Origin of the sequence: Paraburkholderia sp. Ac-20336, assembly GCF_017105025.1 — a bacterium.
Lineage (GTDB): Bacteria > Pseudomonadota > Gammaproteobacteria > Burkholderiales > Burkholderiaceae > Paraburkholderia.
The window spans coordinates 1-24,266 of the sequence record NZ_JAAGPS010000049.1 but is presented as its reverse complement, the minus strand read 5'-3'; the positions used below and the strand labels follow the sequence as shown (position 1 = coordinate 24,266).

Below are 24,266 nucleotides of genomic sequence, written 5' to 3'. Positions count from 1 at the left end.
TTCAATTGTCGTTCGCCTGAGTCAGAACATTTAAGGGCAATTACGTTTCCGAAACCCAGCCGCGATTGTGGGAAATGGGTGGCTGCACAGTTTGCTGTTTGGCCGATGTCTGAAATGATTGAGATCAGGACATCGGCTCGCGATGTGTCTGAGCGACGACGTCAAGCGATCGCTCAGCGTCGACTTCCACACATCCCGACCATCCCTCATTTAGCGTAAAGCGATCATGGTCATTTGGATGGCCATGCGACGTGATCCGTAAGCATGTTTTGCAGGTACTTCCCGTAGGTGTTCTTCGCGAGCGGCCTGGCGAGCGCGAGCAACTGTTCGCCGTCGATCCACTTGCGGCGGTACGCGATCTCTTCCGGACACGCGACCACGAGACCCTGGTGCTTTTGCAGCGTCGCGATGAAGGTCGCAGCCTCGATCAGCGAATCGTGCGTGCCGGTATCGAGCCACGCATAGCCGCGGCCCACGATCTCGACGTTGAGCGCCGCGTTCGCGAGATAGCACGGGTTGACGTCGGTGATTTCGAGTTCGCCGCGCGGCGACGGACCGGCTTGCTGGTGGAGGTGAGGTGGGTTGCACGGTAAGGAGTGTGTTTGCCGCGGATCAAGCCGTTACCGTATGGATTCACCATTTGTGAGGTAACAAAGGTAGCGTGCAGTCTCTTATTGGTGGCTCTTTTCCTCGGCGACCTCGATTTGTATGGTGATCGTCTTGTCCACGGCTAGGGGCGTTCCTGAATGTGCCGGACTGTTACGGAGCTGCGTAACGTGACAGAGCCTTTCAGGATGCTCATTCCTTCAGTTTGCCTTACTCATATGCTCCGGAAGTAGAAAACCCGTGCGGCCCATTTGGCGCGCCTTTGCGCGGTTTCCTATCGATCAGTCTGTATGCGCCGATGCCAATTGGCACAGATACTGCTTGTAACTCATTCTTTGCATTCCATTGACAAGATTGCGCAGCCACAGCCCGGGAAGTTTCAAACGAACGAATTCCTCGTGTGCTGGGGTTGGTGAGTTCACCCTGAATCGCGTGGTGCGGATAGATAACACAGCCAGCGTTTAAAAGCGACCGCGATGGCGTCGTTTTTCCGAACGGTCGGCGTAAGAAAGGTAGCACGAGAAAAACTATGGAAAGGGTTTGCATTACGGGGTATTGCGCTGCGGGTGACGTGGTTAGAACCAAATTGCGTGAACGCGTGAAATGCGGTCAATGAACCGGTTCGGATGCACGCGTGGATTTCGTCTCGCGCCGCATGCGTTGGCATGGGCCGTGTTCCTGTCGTTTGCATCGACGGCTCGCGCGGTCGAGCCCGCGCTCAATGCGCTCGGACAATCGGGTGGCCTCACCATCCCGTATGCATTCACGCTGCCTGTTGGGACGGCAGAAGCGCAGTTCAACAACTATATCGATCCGAGGTACGGAAGGCAGGCGACGAGCTCGCAAGTCTATTGGGGGGCATTCGGCATATTGCCGTATGTCGAAGTGTCAGGCGGGCTGGCGAATTACCCATTTGTCGGTCCCGCTGAGTTTTCACAGGGCGATCACACCGTCATTCGTCATTTAGTGGCCAATGCCAAGGTCGAGATTCCCAAATTCTTCAAATATCAACCGTCTATTGCTTTTGGTACGACGGATATTGGCGGTCGGACGCATTATTTTCGCTCGACGTACGGTGTCGTGTCTCAGACGTTTGGGCCTGTAGCTCTCACCGCGGGGTATGGTCACGGCGATAGGCTTGACGGACTATTCGGTGGTCTTCAGTTATCACTCTGGAGCACCGGAGTTTCACTGCTTGCCGAGGATGATTCGAAGACGCCTTACGTCGGTGTGCGCTATCAGTCACCGCGTATCAGCTGGCTCGGCGACGCGAACCTGATCGCGACCGCTATGCGGTCGCTGCGCTCGACGAATAGCGTGGCGCCGCGCACATCGATTTCCCTTGCAGTGCAGATACCGCTCGGAAAGCGCTTTGATTCGGATCGATGTGCCGGGGGGCTGTGCAAGGAGCGCAGCGCTTCCGCGGACACTGCGGTTAGCGATACCGCAATGCCGGATTCTGCGCCGGACACCGTCGCGGGTCCTGTTTACCTGTCATCGTATAGCCACGATAAAGCGCCAGCGGCATTGCCGATTACCTATGTGTCGCCGCTTCAGGAAAATACCAGGCTGGTGTTGGCTGATACATCGGTAACTGGGTCGCCCCGGCCGGCGCTGTCGCCTATAGGCGTAACTGATACAGCTTCGCTTGACGCGATCACTGCGCAATTGTTTGCGGCAGGACTGGAAAGGGTTCGCGTCGGCATTTCTGGACGCGATCTGGTAGTCGAATATGAAAATCATCGCTACAACCAGAACGAGGCGGATGCGCTGGGTATCGTGCTTGGCGTGGCGAGTTCTGAAGCTCCGAGCCGGATCGAAAAGATTCGTGCCGTCATCAAGAAAGCCAATCAGGCGATAGGTGAGGTCTCGGTAGATCGCAGAGCGTTCGCGAAATTCATCGAAGGGGGGGCACCGACTGCGGCAAGCGCATCGATGACGATGCGTACGCAGCCAACCTATGACACCGATTCAATCTCGTGGCAGGGTGACGAGCATAAGCACGGCTTGTCGCGAATCCAGATCGAACCAGTTACGAGCTATCTCTATGGAACGGAGTACGGAAACTTCGATATCTCACTGGGAGCAAACATTGAAGGCTTCGTCCCACTGTGGAAAGGCGCGGAACTCTACGCCAGCTATATCGCGCCGCTATACAACACGAAGAACATGGACGATGGCCGGGTCTTCAGTCAATACCGTCTGCGAGGCGGATTGTCGGCGGTCGCCTTGGGTCAAAGCTTCTGGCTGAGCCCACAAATCTTTAATGTGGCCGCGGTCGGCAAATTCGATTTCCACTATGTCGGCCTTGAGAACGAGACTACGCTTTTTGTTCCTGGGCGACCTGACCTCGTTCGGCTGCGCCTCGCATACCTGCATGAGGAGCCAGGTAGTCAGGCGTTTCCCGCCGAAAAGAATGCAATGCTGACCTATCGATGGGTGAAGCCTGAGTGGAATCTTTGGGTGGAGGCTGGCGTTGCGCGATATGTCGCCGGTGACAAGGGGCCGTTGATCACGTTCACGAGATGGTTCGATGACGTGTCGGTCAGTGTACATGCAGAGCATAGCGGCATGGGCAGCTTTGTCGGAGCGACCGTGACATTCCCATTGACGCCGCGACAAGGCATGAAGCCGGGCCTCACGCAGGTATATGGCTCGGAACAGTTTGCACTCGACTTCCAGACGCGTGTTGGTTCGAAAAACTATTTGTCGCCCGACGCCGTGCAGAACATGAGCTTCCCGTATAGCACCCAGCAGTATTTGCTGAACCAGGGGCGTTTCAGTGGCGAGTATTTCTCTACTCAGCTTTACCGGATGCGGGACGCCTATCTCCGTTATGCGAGTCCTGATGCAAAGGCGGGGATTCAAGGGGCCGGCGGCAATATGCAGCGTTCTTCGCTCAAACCCGCGAGTTTGTCTGAATCGTTCGGGAACGATGCGCTCAAGGTAGGTGACATGTCGATATCGTCACCTGTTAGTGATCAGTGACTTCTATTTGGAGATTGAGAATGAAGCCTTTTAGTCGCGCAACGACTCGCACCCTGCAGATAGGGGCAATGATGCTTTCGGCAACCGTGCTCGCTGCCTGCGGAGGTGGCGGCACTTCGCCTTTGGGAACGGTCAGCGGCACTGCCGCTGTCGGTGCTGCCATGGCGAATGCCAGCATTCAGTTGACTTGTAAGAACGGTGCGGGAAGCGCGACCGCCAATGCGAGCGGTGCCTATTCCGTATCGTTCCAGTTTGACGGTCCGTGCGCGATCACCGCGTCAAACGGCGCAGCCACGATTCACTCGTTTGCTAGCGGTGCGGGTACGTACAACGTGACGCCATTGACTCAACTGTTGCTGAGTTACCTGGCTGGTCAGCTGGGGACGACCGTGGATGGTCTCCTGTCCGGCATTGCGTCCAACGCGTCCTACCAATCGGCGCTGACCAACCCCAGCGTGATCCAGAACGCCGAAGCCGGTGTGGCGCAACTGATCAAGAAGATGTATGGCGTGACGCTTTCGACGTCGTCATTCCTCATGGTGTCTTTCACACCGGGACAAAGCGGAGCCGACTCGGATCTCGATACGTTGCTGACGGTGGGTGCGATTTCCAGCAACGGGCAACCCTCGACGTCGCTTGCCGCCGCGGCGGTTTCGGCGGGTGAGGCGTCGCCCATCTCTGGAAGCGGTAACACCGGGCCGACTGGCGGTACAGGCGGCACTGGCGGCGCCGGCACGACGACGAAATAAGCGGATGGACGCCTATGGGCGTCCATTCAATCACGTTGGCTTTGTTCGTCACGCGTGATCTGAGGTGGCGTTACGGTGTGCCGTTACGTTACGGACTGTCGTAATCCATCAAGATAGCTTCTGGTTTTTTGCTCCCGTCAGCGCCCAAACGCTATGCAGCTTGACTTCCGGGACGACTCGCAGGAATTACAGCGCGATTTCCGTGTTGGCATATTTGCTGCTTTAAAGAAGTCACGACAATGGGCTGCACGTTATACGAGGACGGCTAAAGAAGTCGTTCAGCACAGAACGAAGCCGCGACGCTATCTGTTTGCTTGGCCTGAATTGCCGTCCGCAGCACGTATTTGTTCCGATGGAGATGAGACTAAAGGCTCCACAAATATTAAAAGGCTGAAAGCCTAAAAAAGCAATAAATGTTTTACCGCTGGAAATGACCAACTCAGTGAGTGAGAAGTAGTAAGTGATTGTGAAAACCATAAATCGGGGCCTGGGGTGATGAGTTCGAAATCTGTCACGTATGAGGCGCATAGATCACCGGAATTGCAGGGATTGCTAGCGCGATGCATCGACATCGCGCTGATTGTTGGTGGTGCTATCGCGGCGTCGAGTATCCGCTTTGGTGAAGTCGCCGGAAACCATGTGGATACCGGGTTTATTGCTTTCGCCGCAGCGATTGCTTCAGCGTTATTTCCTGCTCTTGGTGTCTATCAATCATGGAGAGGACGGCCGATGCTTAAGCTGATCGGTCAGATATCTCTCGCTTGGCTGATCGTGCAGGGTTGTGCGCTTGTCCTGATGTTTTCGCTGCACCGTACGGACGTCATATCGCGGCTGTGGTTCGCATACTGGACCGCGATCACCTGGGCGGCGCTGGCCATCTTTCGATTTGCCACCTATACCGCCTTGCGTCGCGTTCGCAACGCAGGCTTGAACATACGCCGTGTCGCGGTCGTTGGATGCGGATCTCATTGCGCGCAAGTGGTGCGCAGCATTGAGATGTCTCCCGACAGCGGGTTTCGCGTGTCTGCGGTGTTCGATGTGCATCCCGACACGGGTTTTCAACATGCTGGAGCAGTGTCGTTCAAGGAGTTTTCGGCATTTTCGAAATTCGTCAGATCGGACAACGTCCGGGAAATCTGGCTGGCCCTGCCGCTATCCGAGGAAAACATGATCTTGCACTGCATGAACGAGTTTCGTGATGAGCTCGTCAACGTTCGGTTTCTTCCGGATATGAGCAGCCTTGCACTCTTCGATAGCACGATCATCGATCTGATTGGTGTGCCAGCTATCAATCTGATTGCATCGCCGCTGTCCTCGCGCTCACTTATAGCGAAGGAGGTATTCGACCGGGTGTTTGCACTTGCTGCGTTGATCTGCCTTGCGCCTGTGATGATGTTGGTGGCGGTTGCGGTCAAGTTCTCCTCTCGAGGCCCTATTCTGTTCGCACAAAAACGACAGGGAGCCGATGGTCGCGTATTCCAGATTTACAAGTTTCGCACGATGTACATGCATGCCAGTGAGCAGGGCGTCGTCAAGCAAGCTTCCCGTAACGATAAACGGGTGACCGTGGTGGGTGGATTTCTGCGACGAACGAGTCTGGACGAGCTTCCGCAGTTTTTTAATGTGCTCAAGGGCGACATGTCAGTGGTGGGACCGAGACCTCATGCCGTGGAACACGACGAATTGTATCGAACCATCGTCAACGGATACATTCATCGTTATCGCGTCAAGCCGGGCATCACGGGGTGGGCCCAGGTGAATGGTTACCGTGGAGAGACGGACAAAATAGAAAAAATGCAGAAACGGGTTGAGCACGATCTGTACTACCTGCAGAACTGGTCATTTGGCCTGGATATGAAGATCGTTCTTGCCACGTTTATGTGTGGGTTCACGCATCAGAACGCGTATTGAATGTTCGGTGAGGTAGGCAGGTCCGTTGCACAGAGCCATAGAGAAAGCGTGCTGCCAGCTAATTCGAGGCAGAAATAGACGCACGTCAAAGAAAAATCAATCGAAACCTACGAGGGATTATGTAATGGGACATATGAGGGAATCATTCGGGCCGAGAATGCAACGTATGTTGGCGAGTTGGTTGATTTGTGTGAGTGCGAGTGTGGGCCTTGCAGCATGCGCCGTGGCCCCCGGCATGCGTATGCCCGTGTCGGCGACGCTTCCGACCGGAGATGTCGACACGAAAGGGCAGCAAGCCGATCTGCAAATTCCGATTGTCGATATCAACTCATCGCTCATCGTGAAACTGCGCGACAGTTCCGATAAAGCGGGCACGGATCAGGAGCGCGAACTGTCAGGGAAGGCGACTCCTTATACGCTCGGTCCCGGCGATGTACTGCAGATTACCGTATGGGATCATCCCGAATTGGCCGCTGCACTGGGCACGCAGAATCAGACGAGCGCAAAGCCGTTTGATCCGGGGCAAGGCTTTGTCGTCGACAGCAACGGCGACATACAGTTTCCCTTTGCGGGATCCATACACGTAGGCGGGCTTGTTGTTGAACAGGCGCAGCAGGCGATATATGCAGAGCTTTCAAAGGTCTTTATCAAGCCACAGCTAACCGTTCGAATTGCATCGTTCCGCGCCAAGCAGATTTATGTGGACGGTGAAGTCAGAACGCCGGGCGGCGTGCCGGTCAACGATATTCCGATGACCTTGTATGAGGCTATCAACAGGGCTGGTGGTTTTAGCACAACTGCTGATCAAAGCAGGATGGTGCTGGTTCGAGGCGGTATCTCTTACCGTCTGGATCTGTCGAGCATGCTGGAGCGCGATCAGAATCCGTCCAACATTCTGCTTAGGAACGGCGATATGCTCCGCGTCATGTCACGTGACGACAACGGTGTTTTCGTCATGGGAGAAGTCAACAAGCCGATTACCGCGATACCGATGAAGAGCGGAAGGCTCACGCTAAGCGATGCGCTTTCACAGGCGGGGAGCATCAACTCAACGAGCGCCGACGCGGCGCAGATCTATGTCATACGCGGCCCTTTGAATGCCACGCCGGAGGTATTTCACCTCGACGCGCATTCGCCTGTGTCGATGATTCTCGCGACCCAGTTTGAACTGCAACCGAAAGACGTGGTGTATGTGGACGGGAATGGACTCGTTCGCTTCAGCCGTGTGTTGAGCTTGCTTCTTCCCGCCATCAATGCTGGTCTCACCGCGGCGATTGTGACGAAATGATCGATACCGTACTCATCGTCTGCGAGGGAAATCTTTGCCGCAGTCCAATAGGGCAAGGTCTCCTGCAGAACGAGCTGGCCGATATCAAGGTGATGTCGGCGGGACTATCCGCGTCCACTGGCACGCCCATCGACCGCGTGGCTTGCGAGATGTTGTCCGATCGCGGAATCGATATGTCATCTCATCGGGCTCGACGCGTCAATGAACGCATATGTGTCGCGGCTGATCTGATTCTAGTCATGGAGTTGGCGCAGAAACAGGTCATCGAAAATTTTGTCCCAACCGCGCGAGGGCGTATTTTCCGGTTGGCTGAGTCCGAACGTGTCGATGTACTGGACCCGATTGGACGTTCGCCACGCATGTATGCGCAAGCGATGACGTTGATCGAACGGGGGGTCCAGGACTGGACCAAACGTATTGCGAATCTTTCCCGCGGTTCTCGTCTTTGAATCGCGAGACGACCAGACCGTATCGACCAAGTGCAAAAATGACGTCTCTATAATGAAAAATCAATTTACCCATTACGAGGAAGAACTCGACATTCGTGCGTTGATGGATGTTGTATTCGACAAGAAAAAGCTCATTGCTTTGATCACTGTCGGCTGCATGTTCGTAGGTGTCATGTATGCATTTCTCGCCACACCAACGTACCGCGGAGACATTACAGTCCAGGTGGAGGATAACTCGGATCTGGCGAGTACCGCTGCCGGAAATTTGATGAGCGGATTGAATTCGTTATTCGACATCAAATCGACGGACGACGGCGAGATGCAGATTCTCGATTCGCGACTCGTGACTGCGAGCATGGTCGACGATCTCCGGCTATATATCGACGCTACGCCGGATTACTTCCCAGTGTTTGGAGCGTTCATCGCGAGACATGACCACGCTTTGTCGACGCCTGGTATTTTTGGGCTGGGAGGATATGTCTGGGGTTCGGAGCATATCGTCGTCGACCAATTTGACGTACCCAAGGACTTCGAAGGCGATAAGTTCGTCGTTACGGCGCTGGGTGGTAATAAATATCGGCTTTCCGGTGGTGATCTCGACGAAGGGGTGCAGGGTAAAGTCGGTGTTCCCCTGGTTCTAACGAGTTCGTCGGGCCCAATTCAGCTTACCGTCTCACAGTTGAACGGCCGCGAAGGCGCGAAATTCAACTTGAAACGCTACTCGCGTGTTCAGGTTCTGGAGCAGCTAAGAAAAGATCTCGTCATTACCGAAATGGGTAAAGACCAATCTGGCGTTATCGGCGTGACTTATGATGACGAGGATCCTGAACGGGCAGCCGCGGTTCTGAACAAGATCGCAGAGAACTACGTTTCTCAAAACGCCAATCGGAAGGCGGAGACGGCGGAAAAATCCCTGGATTTCCTGAAACGACAGCTTCCGGATATTGAGCATAGTTTGAGACTGGCTGAAGATCGCCTTAACGCGTATCAGAATCGCCATAAGGTGGTTGATCTCAGTGAACAGGCGAAGGCTATTCTGGGGCAAGCGGTTCAGGCACAGTCGAGTCTGTTTGAGCTTGAGCAGAAGCGCAAGCAAATGGCTGCGATCTATAGTCCGCAGTACCCCGCTGTGCTTGCGCTAGACCAGCAGATTGCCGCGGCGCGAGCCAATATCGAAACCTTCAATGGATCAATTCAGCGTCTGCCGGACGATCAGCAGAACATCGTCCGGCTGAACCGTGACGTGACCGTGTTAACCGGGCTGTACGTCGGATTGCTCAACAGCATCCAGCAACTTCAGCTTGCTACGGCTAGCAAGATCGGCAACGTACGAGTGATCGATCGGGCATTGGTCGCCGACAAGCCATTGAAGCCCAAAAAGGCGCTGGTGATCGTGCTATCGATGCTGGTCGGGCTCTTCAGCGGTATCGGGTATGCCGTGGCACGCTCTACATTGTTTGGCGGCCTGACCGATCCGATGGACATCGAGCGCGATCTGTCGATGGATGTGATTGCGACGATTCCGTTGAGTGATACGCAACGTCAACTGACCAACCTCAAGGAGCGTGGATACCGTGGCGGTCCGTCCATCCTCGCGTTGGCAAGGCCTCAGGAACCAGCTGTGGAAGCCATCCGGAGTCTGTGCACGGCGTTGCAGTTCGGTTTGCTCGACAATCCCACCAACAACGTGATTCTGATGACTGGCCCTTCGGTCGGCATAGGTAAGTCGTTCACATCTGCAAACCTCGCGGCGTTGCTCGGATCTTCCGGTAAGCGAGTGCTTCTGATGGACGTCGATCTTCGACGCGGTCATCTGGCCAACGATTTCGGCGTGCCTTCGAATGTTGGGTTGTCCAACGTGCTTCGCGATGGCGTAGCTCTCGATGTCGCGATCATGAAGGACGTTTCTTCGAATCTCGATTTGCTGGCAACCGGGCCGCTGCTTGCTCAACCGGTCGAAGTACTTTCTGCCGGTGGCATCGCTCAAATCCTGAGCGAAGTGTCCAAACGATACGACGTCGTTCTGCTCGATGCGCCGCCTGTGTTGCCCGTCACTGACGCGACTATTTTCGCTCCCCTTGCCGGAACTGTCTTGCTCGCAGCACGTTCCGGTGTAACAAGTAGCGGCGAATTGCTGGAGTCGGTCAAGCGGATCGAGCGAGTCGGAGCAAAGATTGCTGGCATCGTCTTCAATGGTTTCAGACCGACTTTACGATCAGCTCAATACGGGGACTATGGTGGCTACGCATATTTGAGCAACGCATCGGATGAGCGCAATTAACGACATCGAGCGATACTTCTGGGGGCTCGAATGAGTTCTGCTTCAAAAAAAATCCTGATCACGTTTGGCACGCGGCCCGAAGCGATCAAAATGGCGCCACTCGTACGCGAACTTCGTGCAACGAGTGGCTTCGATTGTCGAGTTTGCGTGACCGCCCAGCATCGTCACATGCTGGATCAGGTACTCGAATTATTTGAAATCGTTCCTGATTACGATCTCGACGTCATGCGTCCAGGGCAAACACTCAGCGAGCTGACAGGAATCATTCTGAGTAAGCTCGGCCCGGTTCTGGATGACTTCAATCCGGACATGATGCTGGTTCACGGCGATACGACCACGACGCTCGCTGCCTCGCTCGCCGCTTATTACCGGCGCATTGCGATCGGGCATGTCGAAGCCGGACTGCGAACAGGCGATCTTTATTCTCCGTGGCCTGAGGAAGCGAACCGCAAGCTCACTGGCGCGCTTGCATCACTGCACTTTGCTCCGACGGCAGTGTCGCGCGCGAACCTGCTGGCCGAAGGTGTTGCCGCGGAGAGGATCATTGTGACAGGCAACACGGTGATCGACGCGTTATTGACAGTGCAGTTCCGTCTTGTGGGGGAGTCAGGACTCACCGCCCAGCTGGAAAGCCAGTTTCCATTTCTCGACCGTCGACGCAAGATGATCCTCGTGACAGGACATCGCCGGGAGAACTTTGGACATGGCTTCGAGAATATCTGTGCTGCACTCAAGCAGATTGCGATTTCACATGAGAGCGCACAGATCGTTTATCCCGTGCATCTCAACCCTAATGTCCGGGAGCCGGTCAACCGTCTGCTTGGCAATGTCGAAAATATTACTCTCATAGAGCCTCAGGAATATCTGCAGTTTGTCTTTCTGATGTCGCGCGCATGGATCATTCTGACCGACTCTGGCGGAATCCAGGAGGAGGCACCTTCGCTTGGCAAGCCAGTGCTCGTGATGAGAGACACGACAGAGCGACCGGAAGCAGTGGAGGCGGGAACGGTACAACTAGTTGGTGCGGATACCGAACGAATTGCGTCAGCGGTTTCAACGCTTCTCAATAGCTCGACAGCCTATCTTGCGATGAGCCGTGCTCACAATCCGTATGGAGACGGCAGGGCGAGTGAGAGGATTGTCGAAGCATTAATCGCGGCACTAGGTGTAAGTACGAACCAAAGCAGTATTTCACTAACAAATTGAGTCAGCGAAGAGACCATCGCTATGTCTTTCGAATGTATTTCAATCATTGGGCTAGGGTACATCGGGCTACCCACTGCTGCTGCTTTCGCGGCGCGCCGAAAACAGGTGATCGGCGTTGACGTATCACAGCGAGCCGTAGATACGATTAACAAGGGCGAGATCCATATCGTCGAGCCAGAGCTGGACATGCTGGTTCATGCTGCTGTTACACAGGGTTATCTTCGTGCGACTTTGACACCGGAGCCCGCCGACGCTTTCCTGATTGCGGTTCCGACGCCCTTCTGCGAAGAGCACAAGCCGGATCTCAGCTATATCGAGGCGGCCAGCCGAGCAATCGCGCCTGTGCTGAAGCGGGGCGATATCGTCGTACTCGAGTCGACTTCGCCTGTGGGAGCAACTGAAAAGATGGCGGCGTGGCTCTCGGAGTGCCGGCCCGATCTAACGTTTCCGCAGCAAGTGGGCGAGCAATCGGACATCCGTATCGCGCACTGTCCGGAACGGGTGTTGCCCGGACAGGTAATTCGCGAGCTGGTACAGAACGATCGGATTATAGGTGGCATGACCCGGCGTTGTAGCGAGCTGGCGCGTGACCTTTACCAGATTTTTGTCCAGGGTGATTGCATTCTGACCGATGCACGTACTGCTGAGATGTGCAAGCTCTCGGAAAATGCGTTTCGTGACATCAACATCGCGTACGCCAACGAGTTGTCAGTAATCTGCGATCGTCTCGATATCAATGTTTGGGAGCTTATTCGTCTGGCGAACCGCCATCCTCGCGTCAGCATTCTTCAACCGGGGCCGGGCGTGGGGGGGCATTGCATCGCAGTAGATCCATGGTTCATCGTTGACTCGTCTCCTGACGAGGCCAGGCTGATTCGGACGGCCCGTCTGGTCAATGACGCAAAGCCTCACTACGTAATCGAGCAAACCAAACGACTGGCAGAGCGTTTCAAGGCTCCCGTGATTGCATGTCTAGGTCTGGCGTTCAAAGCCAATATCGACGATTTGCGCGAAAGTCCGGCAATTGACATCGTGAATCAGTTGGCGGACGAAGGGGTAGCGGACATTGTTGTGGTGGAGCCCAACGTGTCCGTGCTTCCGGATGTGCTACGTGGAAAGGTCGAGCTCTCCAGCCTCGCGAACGCTATCGAGGTGGCGGATATTGTTTTGCTGCTGGTCGACCACCGGGAGTTCAAGGATATCAACAGACGCCGACTCCAGTCCAAGCTTCTGATTGATACGCGAGGGACCTTCGCGTGACGGAGCGATGGAATTCGGCCACGTTATTCGGTCGCCTCAAACGGAGCTCGTGGGGCAGCGTGCTTTCAGCCCAGAGCATTGAGGCGCTCATTTGTACGGGATCGCCAGGTCTGTATCGCGTCGTTGTCTTCTTTGCGGTGCAGCACATCTATTCACTGGCGGCACTGGGACGGATGGCCTCAAGCATGTCTATCGCGCAAATGGCGGGTTTCTTTACCGCCATTGGCTGGGCTACGTTGATTCTGGTGCGTGTGCCCGGTGCTGAGGACAGGCACGCAGCAGTCGCATCGTTCTATCGCGTAGTGTGGATGAGTTTCGTCACAACCGTTGCATGTACCGTGCTGGCAATTGCAATTCACTTGGCTACATCGGCTGATTTCGAGCTCAGCAGCTTTTTGTATCTGCTCTGGGGTTGGACTGGATATCAGATCACTCGTCATTATTTTGTAGCGCTGAAACGCTATCGGATCGCAATCCTCTACGACGTCGCGTTGATTGTTGGGTCATGCGTGGTGCTTGCGTTTTTCCGTACGATTGGATTTTCTTCATCTGCTGCTTTGGCGGTGGTACTTGGTGCGATTGCGTGTGGGATGCTGCTGACTATTGGTCGACCAGTGATTCGAGTTCAACCGAAATACCTCGACGTTGAGGGTTTGCAGTTTGGGCTTACGAATTTTCTTTCTGGCGGAATTTCCCTGATCTTCGTTCCGGCCGCGAAAGTGATGTGTGGGCCCGTATTTGCGGGAATGCTTTCGTTGTTGTCTTCGGTGACCGCCCTGGGCATGTTGCTTCCGCGCGCTATATCCATGATGCAACTGGCCGAACTTGCGAAGCGCAAGGCCGCTCTGCTATCTCTCGATGATTCTCTGGGGATGATGCGTCGTTCGATCGGTTGGTGTAACGGCTTGATGTTTGCGATGAACGTGATTCTGGTTGGCATGCTGGCCTCGTCTTCAATACATCAGGTGGATCGGGTCGCCGTTACGATCGCGGGTTTACTGCTCGCAGTGCAATGTGCGGTGAGCATGATGGGCATTGCGAACAGCAGCGTCATGATGGTGTTCGAGCAAGGTGCGATGACCGCCAGGATCAACGTTGTTACAACAGCGGCATTTGGTTTGTTGGCCACAGCTTTCTATGCATACGGCAAAGAGGCAGGATTCTCGCTGATCATCTGCTCGGCAATCGGCGCCGTGGTATGGCGTAACTGGCTCATCGCGCGTCGCGCTCGCGACACCTATCGGGAATACGTAGATAGACATGGCATTGAATCGACATTTAGCGTCAAGTCGAACTTGCGACCTGTGGCCGAGGGAGCACGCTAATGAGCTCGATTGCTTTGTCGTTGCCGGCACGAGGTGAAACTGAACGGACCGGATGGCATTCAGTTGGCGCATGGATGATTTCGATATCCTACGTGCTGTTCTGTATCAGCGACACCATGCTGGTGCTCGAAATGGACGGCTCCCAGCTGGTCAAGGTATGTGCGGTAGTGATGCTGTGTCTCGCGATCGGTTTGCGGCCGAAGTTCCACCGTCAGGCATGGTTGATACTGCCGTTAATGCTTTCGCTTTACGTAGGAATGTGGCGCACATTTAATGTGAGCGCAGGCCTGGACGAACTCATGCGATTCATGGTGCCGATGGGACTGAGCGTGGCGCTGTTTGCCTATCGCAAGAGACTGTCGCCGGTAGTCTTCATGTTTTTCGCTGTGGTCGTAAGCAATGACATATTCCAATGCTATTTTTACGTCGCATATCTGCTGAAGCTACCTTTGCTCATTCCAGTGCGGACAGATTCAGGCATATATCTGCGTGCTCAAGGCTGGATCGGCTTCTTCTCGGTGTTCGGGTTTATCAATTTTTGTGCATTTATTCTCTGTCTTCACTATCGTCCGAGTAAGCAATCCAGGCGATGGGCATGGGTCTTTCTCGTATTCAGCTTGCTCTCTTTTTCGTTCAAGATATTTGCAACGCTTGCCGTTTATGCTGCGGTCTCTAGAAGGCTCAACATACGATCGATATTGTCGGTGCTCGTCGGACTGCTGGCGCTGGTAGGAGCGTATCTGGTCGGTTGGCTGGATGGTCTTATCCAAGTGGCGACCACGAAACTGTCGTTTTACGTGGTTGCGGGAAACTCGGCTCGAGCGGAATCGTATCGTGTGATGTTCGAGTCGTTAGGAAAATGGAATTTTCTCGGGGAAGGTCTCGGTTCTTTCGGGGGGCCTGCGTCGGTCAGATATCACTCTCCGCTTTATAGCCGATATCACTTCAACTGGTACGGTTTGCAGAACACGGTTTCTACAACGGACACGTTTTATCCTCATCTCTTTGTTGAGATGGGCATGATCGGTGGTGTCATATGGCTTTGGTTCATGCTCTCGTACGGCCAGCTCAATAGACGTAATCGTATATGGATGTTCATCGTCGCTGCATTTTGCTTCGACAACATTTTCTCGATGTCATTCGTCTCCGCCTCGTATGTTTTCGCCGCGCTGTTGTTGATGTACCTGTTTTCCGCTCATCGCCCGTTGTCTGAACGGCCGTCCCGAAGAACGGCCAGGTTGACGGAGGAAATTCGATGAGCATATATCCGGACGCCGGAATTCTCGCCGACACCTTGATGAAACAGTGCGGTGCATCTGACTATGCAGGGTATGACCCATTCGATGGCCTGAATAGCGCTCTATTCAGGCGCTTGCGGTTGAGTAGCGTGCCGTTCGCGCAGATAGCGTGGCTGCAGTTTCACAAGCGCAGCCGTTTCAATTTTCGCCCTCTGGTCGGCGTTCCGCCGCTGCGAAACCCAAAAGGTATCGCGTTGATCATATTGGGTTTGCTTGAGCGTGAGCGCAGAGTGCATGATGACTGGAATGTTGCTGAAGCTATGAGGCTTGCCGAATGGCTCATGGAACAGCGATCTGAGCGAAAGACATGGAAGCACAATGCTTGGGGTTACCATTTCGATTGGGCAGCTCGAGCGTTCTTCGTGCCACGTGGGACGCCCAATGCGATCACGACGTGCTATGTCGCGCGGGCTCTTGCGGCGCTCGGCCAGCACACGGGGGATACCAGGTTCGTCGATGCAGCGACCGATGCAGGCCTGTTCCTCGACTCGCTATATCGGAACGATGGCGACTACTACGCTTACATTCCAGGCGAGTCTGCATTCGTGCACAACGCCAATTTATGGACTGCAGCGACCGTTGGCGAAGCTGCGAGCCGACTTGGCAGTGAGGCGTTGATGCGTCGTGCCTTGAAAGCCGCCCGTCGCTCCGGTGATTTGCAACGGGAGGATGGCGCGTGGCGCTATGGTACGCGTGACCATCACGGTTTCGTCGACGGTTTCCATACGGGATACAACCTCGAGGCGCTAACGGTGTTGCAGCGTGCAGCGTGCACCGATGAGTTTGCTGGGCGGATCGAGCTCGGCATGAATTACTACCGGACGACTTTCATCCTTCCAGATGGCACGGTCAAGTATTACGACGATAACGTATGGCCGCTCGATACGCATTCCGTCGCACAAGCGCTGATTACTTTGATAAATGTTGGTGCGAGCAAAGCAGATCACGATCTGGCATCTCGTATCTATAAGCGCGCTATCGAGACACTTTACCTGCCACGGCACCAACGGTTCATGTATCAGAGAGGACGATTCTCTGCCAACAAGGTTAACTATATTCGCTGGACTCAGGCGTGGGCGTTCTATGCGCTTGGTATGCTTTCAAACCTGACAAAAAAAACAGATGCCACGCTTGAGATGGCTGTGTCACCAGGGGAAGACAATGAATCGTATTGAGCTTTTTGGTTGTCCGATGGACGTTGCGACGATGGATGAGACGGTCGACGTGATTAGCGCTCGCATGGAGGCCGGAGAGTTCACGCAGCATGTGGTCGTTAACGTCGCCAAGCTCGTCAATATGCAATCGGATACAGCGCTATCTTCGTCAGTGCGGGCATGCGATATCGTGAATATTGACGGAATGGGTATTGTATGGGGCGCACGTCTGCTAGGGCATCAAATTCCCGAGCGAGTGGCAGGTGTCGATCTCTTTGAGCGATTGGTGCAGATGGCAGTACTTCGTGATATGCCGGTGTATTTCCTCGGAGCGACTGATGACGTCGTTTGCAGGACCACCGAGGTTCTAAAGGTTCGCTATCCTCGCTTGAAAATTGCCGGCTACCACCATGGATACTTCTGGGACGACGAAGAAGGCATGGTCGAGATCATACGTCTCTCGGGAGCCAAACTTCTGTTTGTCGCCATTACGTCGCCGAAGAAAGAAAACTTTATTGACCGATGGCGTGATCGTCTCGGTGTGGATTTCGTGATGGGTGTTGGCGGCACATTTGATGTCATAGCCGGCAAAGTGCGTCGAGCACCCCCGTGGATGCAACGCAGTGGTCTTGAGTGGGCTTATCGCGTAGCACAGGAACCGAAACGCATGTGGCGGCGCTATTGGGTGACCAACAACCGGTTTGCGGTGATGTTGCTGAAGGCGCGTGTTGCGTTGATATTTGGAAAATCTCTGGAGAATATAAACGCCAGGTAATGATTGGCTCAAACCATGATTTTGAATTCTTTCAAATACTCGGTGCGGAGTTTTATCCGGGACATGATTCGTGGCGTCCCGGCCCGATTGCTCATCTATCCTCGTCTGAAACGAAATGAGCGGTCGAACGAGGCGTTGCGAAATTATCTTCAAAGAGGCGGTGCTCACTTCTCTGCGCGACCCGATGTTCTTGGGATAGTGGACGATGTGTCGAGTTGTATCGATAAGGAAGTCGTGCGAAAGGAGCCACAGCGCTTTATCGTCGGCAGATCGCTCACGACGCTGCTTCGAAACAAAATCAAAACCAGTGGCAGCACGGGGCGACCTCTCGTCCTCGTGCAGGATATCTGGGCCGTAATCAAGGAAGAGGCGTTTGTCTATCGACAACTAAGGTGGGCAGGATATCGCCACGGTGAGCGTCGTGTCTGGCTGAGAGGGGATATTGTTGCCCGGGGTGCAGACAAGAGACAAACCTATGGTTGCCGTGACTGGTGGTCGAATACGCTAATGTTGTCGTCTTACCATATTTCGTCGGAGACAGCGCGAAGCTATATCGAGTCGATGCGAAAATTCGACCCAGTGCTAATTCAGGCGTATCCATCGTCCATCAGCGCTCTGGCATCGTGGCTGATTGCGAGTGGCATGAAATTCGACAGCACGAAACTCAAAGCGATCGTGACGTCGTCAGAAACACTCACGGGCGAGATGAAAGACCGTATCGAGGAAGCATTTGGCTGTCGGGTTTTTGATTGGTACGGTCACGCAGAACGGCTTGTGGCTATCGGCACGTGTGAGCAGGGCGGGCGTCATGTGCTCAGTGACTACGGGCGCACAGAGTTGATTCCCATGGACGATGGGAGATATGAGCTTGTCGGAACTGGATACAACAATCGCGCGATGCCGTTGACGCGGTATCGAACGGGGGATTTCGTTACATTGGACGGTAAGCGATGCACTTGCGGCTGTATTTTCCCGACGGTGTCTCGCGTCCTCGGCCGGAATGACAAGGTGGTTACGTTGTCGGATGGACGAATGCTGGGGCGACTCGACCATGTATTCAAGGGCGTTCCCGATGTCGTGGAGGGGCAGGTCGTCTACAAGGGGGATAATCGTTTCGTTTTGAAAGTTGTTGCCGGACCGGAATGGAGCCGCACAGGTGTGGAGCAGTTGATCAAAAACATGAAATCGAGGGTTGATGGGGTGACGGTTGAGGTTGAGGAGGTGGACGCTATTCCACGCAAGGCAAACGGGAAGTTTGAGTTCGTCTTGATCGAGGAAACCACATGAGAGTCGCATTGATCGGGCCGTCGATCACGCAAAAAGGTGGCATAGCATCCGTATTGCGAGGGCTGGAAAGTTATCTGGCTAAATCGGGCGTTGACGTGCTACTCATCCCGACCACGGCGGATGGACGATGGAGTGGTTTCGTTACGTTTGTTCGCGCCTGGTTATCGGTTATTCGCATTGGCCTGCTTAGGGATTGCGACCTCGTTCATCTTCACATGGCATCACGCGGCAGCTGCTTGAGGAAGAGTCTCCTGGCCGTGACGTGTGTCGCGTTTCGTTTGCCCTATATCCTGCATCTGCATGGTGGCGGGTTCGCCGATTACTATTTATCTCTCGATAGGGTATCTCGCGCCTGTGTCGTGTTTGTATTTTCTCGCGCATCACGAGTGGTCGCACTGTCGCCGTCGTGGCAACGCTGGATTCAGTCCAGTATTGGCGTAGCCAATGTCGACGTCGTTTTCAACGGTGTGCCGGCGGAGGTCCTCTCAGCCGCAAGCGCATCCGCGATAAAGACGGTTCTTTTTCTGGGCAAACTTGGCCAACAGAAGGGGGTCGACGATCTCCTTTCTGCTGCGTCTCAGTTGCAGAGTCTTCTGCCCGATGTGGTAGTCGAATTCGGTGGTGACGGTGACATTGAGTTTTATCGTAACCGTGCCGCGGGCATGACTAATGTGCGCTTCCTTGGTTGGCTGGATGCATCGGCCCGCTCTGCTGCGCTCGCGCGAGCGGCGATCTTCTGTCTGCCTTCGTGGAGGGAGGGTTTGCCTATGAGTATCCTCGAAGCGATGAGCGCGGGGTTACCGGTGATCAGCACACCAATCGGAGGCATTCCCGACGCGGTCGAAGACGGTGTAACGGGCCTGCTGGTGCCTCCAGGAGATGTAAAGAAACTTGTCGAAGCGTTGCATACGGTGCTATCGACGCCAGAACTTGCAATGGCGATGGGCCAAAACGGAAAGTCGAGCCACGCGGAGAGATTCAGCCTCGATGCAATGGGGCATAAATGTCTGTTGCTGTACGAGCGTTGCTGTCGGGTTTCAGAACAGCCTATCTGATATATGGACCACTTTGCAATGACACATTGCTTGCATTGATCAGGTGCTTTATTTAGCGTTAACCGGGAGATTCATATGCGCAGAAGGCGGTTTGTCGGTGCTTGCGGATCCTTGATCGCAGCGAGCTTTATTGCTGAAGTTCATGCGTCAACATCGTCGACGCGGACGCCGCGCCAGGTAGGCGAATCACAAGAGAATCGAGGGGGGGAGCACGGAGATGCGGCTGTCGAAACCGTCGCCTCCCGTTCGCATCGACCAGTAAACGTAGCAGATTTTGGTGCTGTACCGGGTATGGATTGTTCGTCAGCGGTCCAGCGGGCTATTGACCACGTTGAATCTATCGGTGGGTACGACCTTCGCGACTCTGGGGGAACCATCGAGTTTGGTGCGGGCATCTGGTATTTCAATAACGTGGTCATCCAGAATTCCGGCATACGCCTGGTCGGCGCAGGGAAGCGTGCCACGCTGCTGGCGAACCGGGACGCAGCCGCTCCGATGCTATTGATTCGTCAGGGAGACACGTCCCTGACTTCTACTGTCGCGGACATAGATTTCGAGAATCTGCAGTTTCGCAATACCGTACAACGTTCAGATGGCACGCCTTTTCTGATTCAAGGAAATAAGGTAGTCGGCATGTCATTCCTGAATGTGGATTTTGTATCTTCGCCACTTGCGCCACGCGGCAACCGCAACGCATTGCGATGTGACTTCCTGAAAGTCGATACATTCCAATCACGTTGGACCGGCTGCTCGTTCTGGGGAATTTTGGGTTGCGCGATTGAACTTCCCGATGGACCGCAGTCGGATACAGTCCGATTTGAAAACTGCATATGGGCTTACTGTTCCCTCGCCGGTTCCTTTGGGTTGGGTAGTGGGTCGGGTATCAACGGTTTGTGTTTTGAATCTTGCAAGGTACTTGGAAATCAGGGTGGATCTTACGTCTCTTCCGGTAACGACAGCTTCGCACGGGCCACTGTCGCACAATCGTCGACAGGAACGTCGATCACTGTCAGTGATGGGGTAAATTTCCGCACGAATCGAGCCGTCGTGGTGGGGCGAAGCACAAACCGGGCTCAATATGCATTTGTGCGAGCAGTATCGGGTAATGTCATTACGCTCGATCGTGCCGTCGCAGTCACGTCCGGCGATGATGTGATACACGGACAGCTTGGATGGGTGTTCGGGCATGTGAGCATGCCGCTCATCCAAAGTTCGCAGCTAGAGGGCTGTGATGTCGGAGTCTATTCGGTCGATGGCCGCCAATTGGAACTTGATTCGACAGTGGTGGCGTCATGTGCGAGAGGGATTCTACTCAATTCCGATTTCGGCTATCTGCGAGTGGATCTGTGTCTGGGTGATACGATTGGACGTATGAAAAATAATGTTGCGTGGCAATTCATTACCATTTTGCACGTCTCCGATGCACGGAACGTGGTGGAAATGAACGGAACGGATGCGTCGCGCAGTGGTTACTACAAGGGAAATGCGGATTCCTTGGTGGTCAACGCAAGTGGCAAGCCTGTTCGGGTATTAATAGCCGAGTAACCTGCCATTCAGGGAGTTGCCGAGGCTTGTATGGAGAGAAAAAAGCGGACGAGTTCTCGTCCGCTTTCCAGGTGCGTCGATAAACAACTCAACTACCGCCTGCATGATTTCAAGTACTTTTACCCAAACACCCTCAAAACCCTCGCCACCACCCCATTCCTCCCAATCCACTCCGCGTAAGCCCGATACTCCGGATCATTCATCAAATGCCGTTCCTCGGTTTTTGCTCGCAAAAAATAAAGCAGGTTGATACCGATCAACCCCGTGCAATGCATGAGCGCGACGCGCCAGCCGAGCGGCTCGATGAAGGGCACCGAGATCATCCAGTACGACAGATTCTTCGAGATATAAGCCGGATGCTTGGTGAAACGATAAGGCCCTGAAGTAATGATCCCGCGATTGGTCAGATTGGAAAAGCGCAAACCGAACGAGATCGTCGACGACGCATAGCACAGCAGCAACGCGACGATCACGACGCCCCAGACGATGCGCAGCGTCGGCATCGAAATAAGCCAGTTGTCCCAGAACACCGAACCTTCATAGCGCAGGTACTGGTTCGCCATCACCGACCAGAACGGTTGATAGCAGATGAGCGCGACGAGCCAGCCGAGCGTCGTCGGCTCGGCGCTGCGCACGTGGCTGTCGAGAATGCGGAACGTGCACAGATAGCCCACCGTGCCGAACATCAGGTCCATCGAGTACGACAGGTCGTACATGAAGCGGAACGAGTCGAGCGTGAAGGGCGCGTTCAGCGCGGTGTTCAGCGAACCGTTCAGATGATCCGCGTTGGTCGACAGATAGACGGTCATCAACGGCAGGAAAAACGCCTTCACCATCCAACCCGCCAGCATCTCCCGCAGCGGACGCCAGTTGGCGGGGCGCTCGCCGCGCAGCAGCAGGCGTCCCCATACGAGGTACGCGTCGTCGGTGTCGCGCTGGCGGCGGTCCATCCACGCGAAATAAAACGGTGCCGCGACGATCACGTACGGCGCGAGCGTGCGCAGCAGCGTCCAGTACGGTTCGTAGAACGTGCCCTGGTATTCGGGCAGCAGGAAATAGAGCAGGCCGATGCCGGCATAGATCGACGCAAGCGCGGCGAGCCGCACCGCGACGCGCGCGACACTGAGCGGCCGCACCGCGTGGCCCGCCAGTCCGGCGCTCGGGCGCAAATAGACGCGCGCGACGAACAGATCGTGAAGCGCGATCGTCGCGATGATCGCGAGAGACGCGAGTACGCCGCGCGTCGCGCCGTCGAGTGTCGTGCTGTTGCGCAGCAGCCAGAGCGTCAGCAGGCCCGCGGCGATGCCGACGAGGCCGACCGAAAACGGAGCCGCCGAACGCGGGCGAGCGTCCGGCGCTTGCGCGACGGTATCGATAGTGGAGTTCATGCCATCCTCGTAGTCATGACATTGTTAGCGGCCGGGCTGTTGATTTTTTAAGGCCCGGCCGCCGTATCGAAGAACGCTTACTTGCCGGTCGTGGCGACGCCGCCGAGCAAGCCGCCGACGAGGTTCGTCACCGGCGCGAGCAGGCCCTTGTTGCCCGAGCCGCCGCTACTCGTGCCGCTCGACGAACCGCCGGTGAGGCCGGCGAGCAGGCCGGTCACCGGGTTGGGCGTGGCACCGCCGCCGCCCGAGCCGCTGGTTCCCGCGCTTGCGCCCGCGCTGACGGTTCCGCTCACCGAGACGGTCAGCGAGCCGAAGAGGCTCGTCACCGGCGCGAGCAGGCCGCCGCTACCCGAGGTGCCGCCGAGCGAACCGACCTTGCCGAGCAGGCCGGTGACCGGGCTCAGCAGGCCGCCGAGGCCGGCCGAACCGCCGGTGCCACCCGTGCCACCAGTACCGCCGAGGCCAAGGCCGAGATTTCCGAGCAGTCCGGTGAGCGGCGGGATTGCGATGCCGCCCGAACCGCCGCTGCCGCCTGCGCCGCCGAGTCCGCCCAGCAGTCCGGTGAGCGGTGCGAGCGGATTGGTGGTCGCTCCGGTGAGCAGGCCGCCCGTGCTGGTGACGGTCTTGCCCAATTGGCTCACGATGCCGCCGACGTCCTTGCCGACCTGATCGTTGGTGGAGTTCGACAATTTCAGACCTGCCGAGTCGATGCCGTTGCCGAGCGTGCTGAGCAGTTTGTCGAGCGGCGTGCCGAGGCCGGTCGCGTTGCCGAGCGTTTGCGTCGTATTGGAGACGGTGAGCGTGATCGGATTGATCACCGAGCTGAGCTGCGTTTCGACCTGCTGCACCGGCGCGCTCGCCAGTACCTTGTTCAGTCCCGAGCCGACGGCGATGACGCCGCCGCCCACGCCATCGACGACGCCGCCGAGCGTCGAGGTCACCGGCGCCAGCGGCTTGAGCGGTCCGCTGCCGAGGCTTGCCACGACGCCGCCGACCGACTTGACCGCGGCGCCTGCATCGGAGACGACGCCCGAGGTGGAAGTCAGCGTCGGGCCGAGCGGATTGGCCGAGCTGCCGAGCGAGCCGAGGCCGGCTGCGGCGCCGTTGCCGAGCGTCTTCACGCCGTCGCCGAGATCGGTGAGCGCCGCGCCGAGGTTGGTGGTCGTCGCGCTGTTGACGCCGGGGATCGACGTGCCGGACACCTTGCCGCCGGTATCGGCAACCGTGGTGCCGACGGCGGTGATGAGGTTGCTGGCCTGGGTGACGACGTTGCCGATCGGGGTGGAGGAGGTGCCCGAAGTACCGGAAGTACCCGAAGTACCGGAAGTACCCGACGTACCGGAAGTACCCGACGTACCGGAAGTACCCGACGTACCGGAAGTACCCGACGTACCGGAAGTGCCCGACGTACCGGAAGTACCCGACGTACCGGAAGTACCCGACGTACCGGAAGTACCCGACGTACCCGAAGTGCCCGACGTACCCGAAGTGCCCGACGTACCCGAAGTGCCCGAAGTGCCCGAAGTGCCCGAAGTGCCCGAAGTGCCCGAAGTGCCCGAAGTGCCCGAAGTACCGGAAGTACCCGAAGTACCGGAAGTACCCGAAGTACCGGAAGTACCCGAAGTACCGGAGGTGCCGGAAGTGTAGGAAGAGCACGAGTGGCACGAAGTGACCGTAAGTCTCGAGATGTCAGCAATGCAG

Annotated in this window: 17 protein-coding genes and 2 pseudogenes; 16 read left to right on the top strand and 3 right to left on the bottom strand. The window is 55.8% G+C overall.

Annotation, left to right across the window (positions count from 1 at the left end; all coding sequences use genetic code 11):
* Positions 1–230: 230 nt before the first annotated feature.
* Positions 231–554, bottom strand: a pseudogene (locus GXB81_RS16150) (sugar phosphate nucleotidyltransferase); the annotation flags it as partial.
* Positions 555–1,209: 655 nt separating this feature from the next.
* Here GXB81_RS16150 and GXB81_RS16145 point away from each other — a divergent pair.
* From GXB81_RS16145 to GXB81_RS16075, 15 genes are all read left to right on the top strand, one after another.
* Positions 1,210–3,594 carry a YjbH domain-containing protein gene (locus GXB81_RS16145; protein WP_167285209.1) on the top strand — a complete coding sequence of 795 codons (2,385 nt, stop codon included), beginning with the start codon at positions 1,210–1,212 and terminating at the stop codon, positions 3,592–3,594.
* Between the two features lie 20 nt (positions 3,595–3,614).
* Complete coding sequence (locus tag GXB81_RS16140) at positions 3,615–4,343, top strand: carboxypeptidase regulatory-like domain-containing protein (protein ID WP_205989757.1); 729 nt, start codon at positions 3,615–3,617, stop codon at positions 4,341–4,343.
* A gap of 495 nt (positions 4,344–4,838) precedes the next feature.
* Positions 4,839–6,254 (top strand): undecaprenyl-phosphate glucose phosphotransferase, encoded by a 1,416-nt coding sequence (locus GXB81_RS16135; RefSeq protein WP_205989756.1) that lies wholly within the window; start codon positions 4,839–4,841, stop codon positions 6,252–6,254.
* A gap of 241 nt (positions 6,255–6,495) precedes the next feature.
* The gene (locus GXB81_RS16130) at positions 6,496–7,542 is read left to right on the top strand and encodes a polysaccharide biosynthesis/export family protein (RefSeq protein ID WP_240162921.1); all 1,047 of its coding nucleotides are present in this window, start codon (positions 6,496–6,498) and stop codon (positions 7,540–7,542) included.
* Positions 7,539–7,991 (top strand): low molecular weight phosphotyrosine protein phosphatase, encoded by a 453-nt coding sequence (locus GXB81_RS16125; protein WP_167285221.1) that lies wholly within the window; start codon positions 7,539–7,541, stop codon positions 7,989–7,991. The genes GXB81_RS16130 and GXB81_RS16125 overlap by 4 nt, the downstream gene beginning before the upstream one ends.
* Positions 7,992–8,043: 52 nt before the next feature.
* Positions 8,044–10,272 carry a polysaccharide biosynthesis tyrosine autokinase gene (locus GXB81_RS16120; protein WP_167285222.1) on the top strand — a complete coding sequence of 743 codons (2,229 nt, stop codon included), beginning with the start codon at positions 8,044–8,046 and terminating at the stop codon, positions 10,270–10,272.
* 30 nt (positions 10,273–10,302) lie between these two features.
* On the top strand, positions 10,303–11,478 hold the full coding sequence (gene wecB, locus GXB81_RS16115; protein ID WP_167285224.1) for a UDP-N-acetylglucosamine 2-epimerase (non-hydrolyzing): 1,176 nt from the start codon (positions 10,303–10,305) through the stop codon (positions 11,476–11,478).
* 21 nt (positions 11,479–11,499) lie between these two features.
* Complete coding sequence (wecC, locus tag GXB81_RS16110; RefSeq protein WP_167285226.1) at positions 11,500–12,738, top strand: UDP-N-acetyl-D-mannosamine dehydrogenase; 1,239 nt, start codon at positions 11,500–11,502, stop codon at positions 12,736–12,738.
* Positions 12,739–12,797: 59 nt separating this feature from the next.
* Positions 12,798–14,063, top strand: coding sequence for a hypothetical protein (locus tag GXB81_RS16105; protein ID WP_205989755.1), 1,266 nt, complete (start codon positions 12,798–12,800; stop codon positions 14,061–14,063).
* Positions 14,063–15,322 (top strand): hypothetical protein, encoded by a 1,260-nt coding sequence (locus GXB81_RS16100; RefSeq protein ID WP_167285229.1) that lies wholly within the window; start codon positions 14,063–14,065, stop codon positions 15,320–15,322. The genes GXB81_RS16105 and GXB81_RS16100 overlap by 1 nt, the downstream gene beginning before the upstream one ends.
* The gene (locus tag GXB81_RS16095) at positions 15,319–16,536 is read left to right on the top strand and encodes an aspartate-semialdehyde dehydrogenase (RefSeq protein WP_241016399.1); all 1,218 of its coding nucleotides are present in this window, start codon (positions 15,319–15,321) and stop codon (positions 16,534–16,536) included. Before GXB81_RS16100 ends, GXB81_RS16095 begins: the two co-directional genes overlap by 4 nt.
* Entirely contained in the window at positions 16,523–17,290 is a 768-nt protein-coding gene (locus GXB81_RS16090) for a WecB/TagA/CpsF family glycosyltransferase (protein WP_167285231.1), read from the top strand. The genes GXB81_RS16095 and GXB81_RS16090 overlap by 14 nt, the downstream gene beginning before the upstream one ends.
* 15 nt (positions 17,291–17,305) lie before the next feature.
* A complete protein-coding gene (locus GXB81_RS16085) occupies positions 17,306–18,577 on the top strand; it encodes a phenylacetate--CoA ligase family protein (protein WP_167285232.1) in 1,272 nt (423 codons plus the stop codon).
* Positions 18,574–19,632: a glycosyltransferase family 4 protein gene (locus GXB81_RS16080; protein ID WP_167285234.1), complete on the top strand. Its 1,059-nt coding sequence runs from the start codon at positions 18,574–18,576 to the stop codon at positions 19,630–19,632. Before GXB81_RS16085 ends, GXB81_RS16080 begins: the two co-directional genes overlap by 4 nt.
* 111 nt (positions 19,633–19,743) lie before the next feature.
* Positions 19,744–21,177 (top strand): glycosyl hydrolase family 28-related protein, encoded by a 1,434-nt coding sequence (locus tag GXB81_RS16075; protein ID WP_205989754.1) that lies wholly within the window; start codon positions 19,744–19,746, stop codon positions 21,175–21,177.
* 119 nt (positions 21,178–21,296) lie between these two features.
* Here GXB81_RS16075 and GXB81_RS16070 read toward each other — a convergent pair whose 3' ends face one another.
* The gene (locus GXB81_RS16070; RefSeq protein ID WP_205989753.1) at positions 21,297–22,565 is read right to left on the bottom strand and encodes an isoprenylcysteine carboxylmethyltransferase family protein; all 1,269 of its coding nucleotides are present in this window, start codon (positions 22,563–22,565) and stop codon (positions 21,297–21,299) included.
* Positions 22,566–22,642: 77 nt separating this feature from the next.
* Positions 22,643–23,767, bottom strand: a complete 1,125-nt coding sequence (locus GXB81_RS16065) for a collagen-like triple helix repeat-containing protein (RefSeq protein ID WP_346777800.1) — start codon at positions 23,765–23,767, stop codon at positions 22,643–22,645.
* Between GXB81_RS16065 and GXB81_RS31905 the strand changes: the two are divergent.
* A pseudogene (locus tag GXB81_RS31905) lies at positions 23,703–24,209 on the top strand (hypothetical protein); the annotation flags it as partial. The gene GXB81_RS16065 and the pseudogene GXB81_RS31905 overlap by 65 nt on opposite strands.
* Positions 24,210–24,266 lie beyond the last annotated feature (57 nt).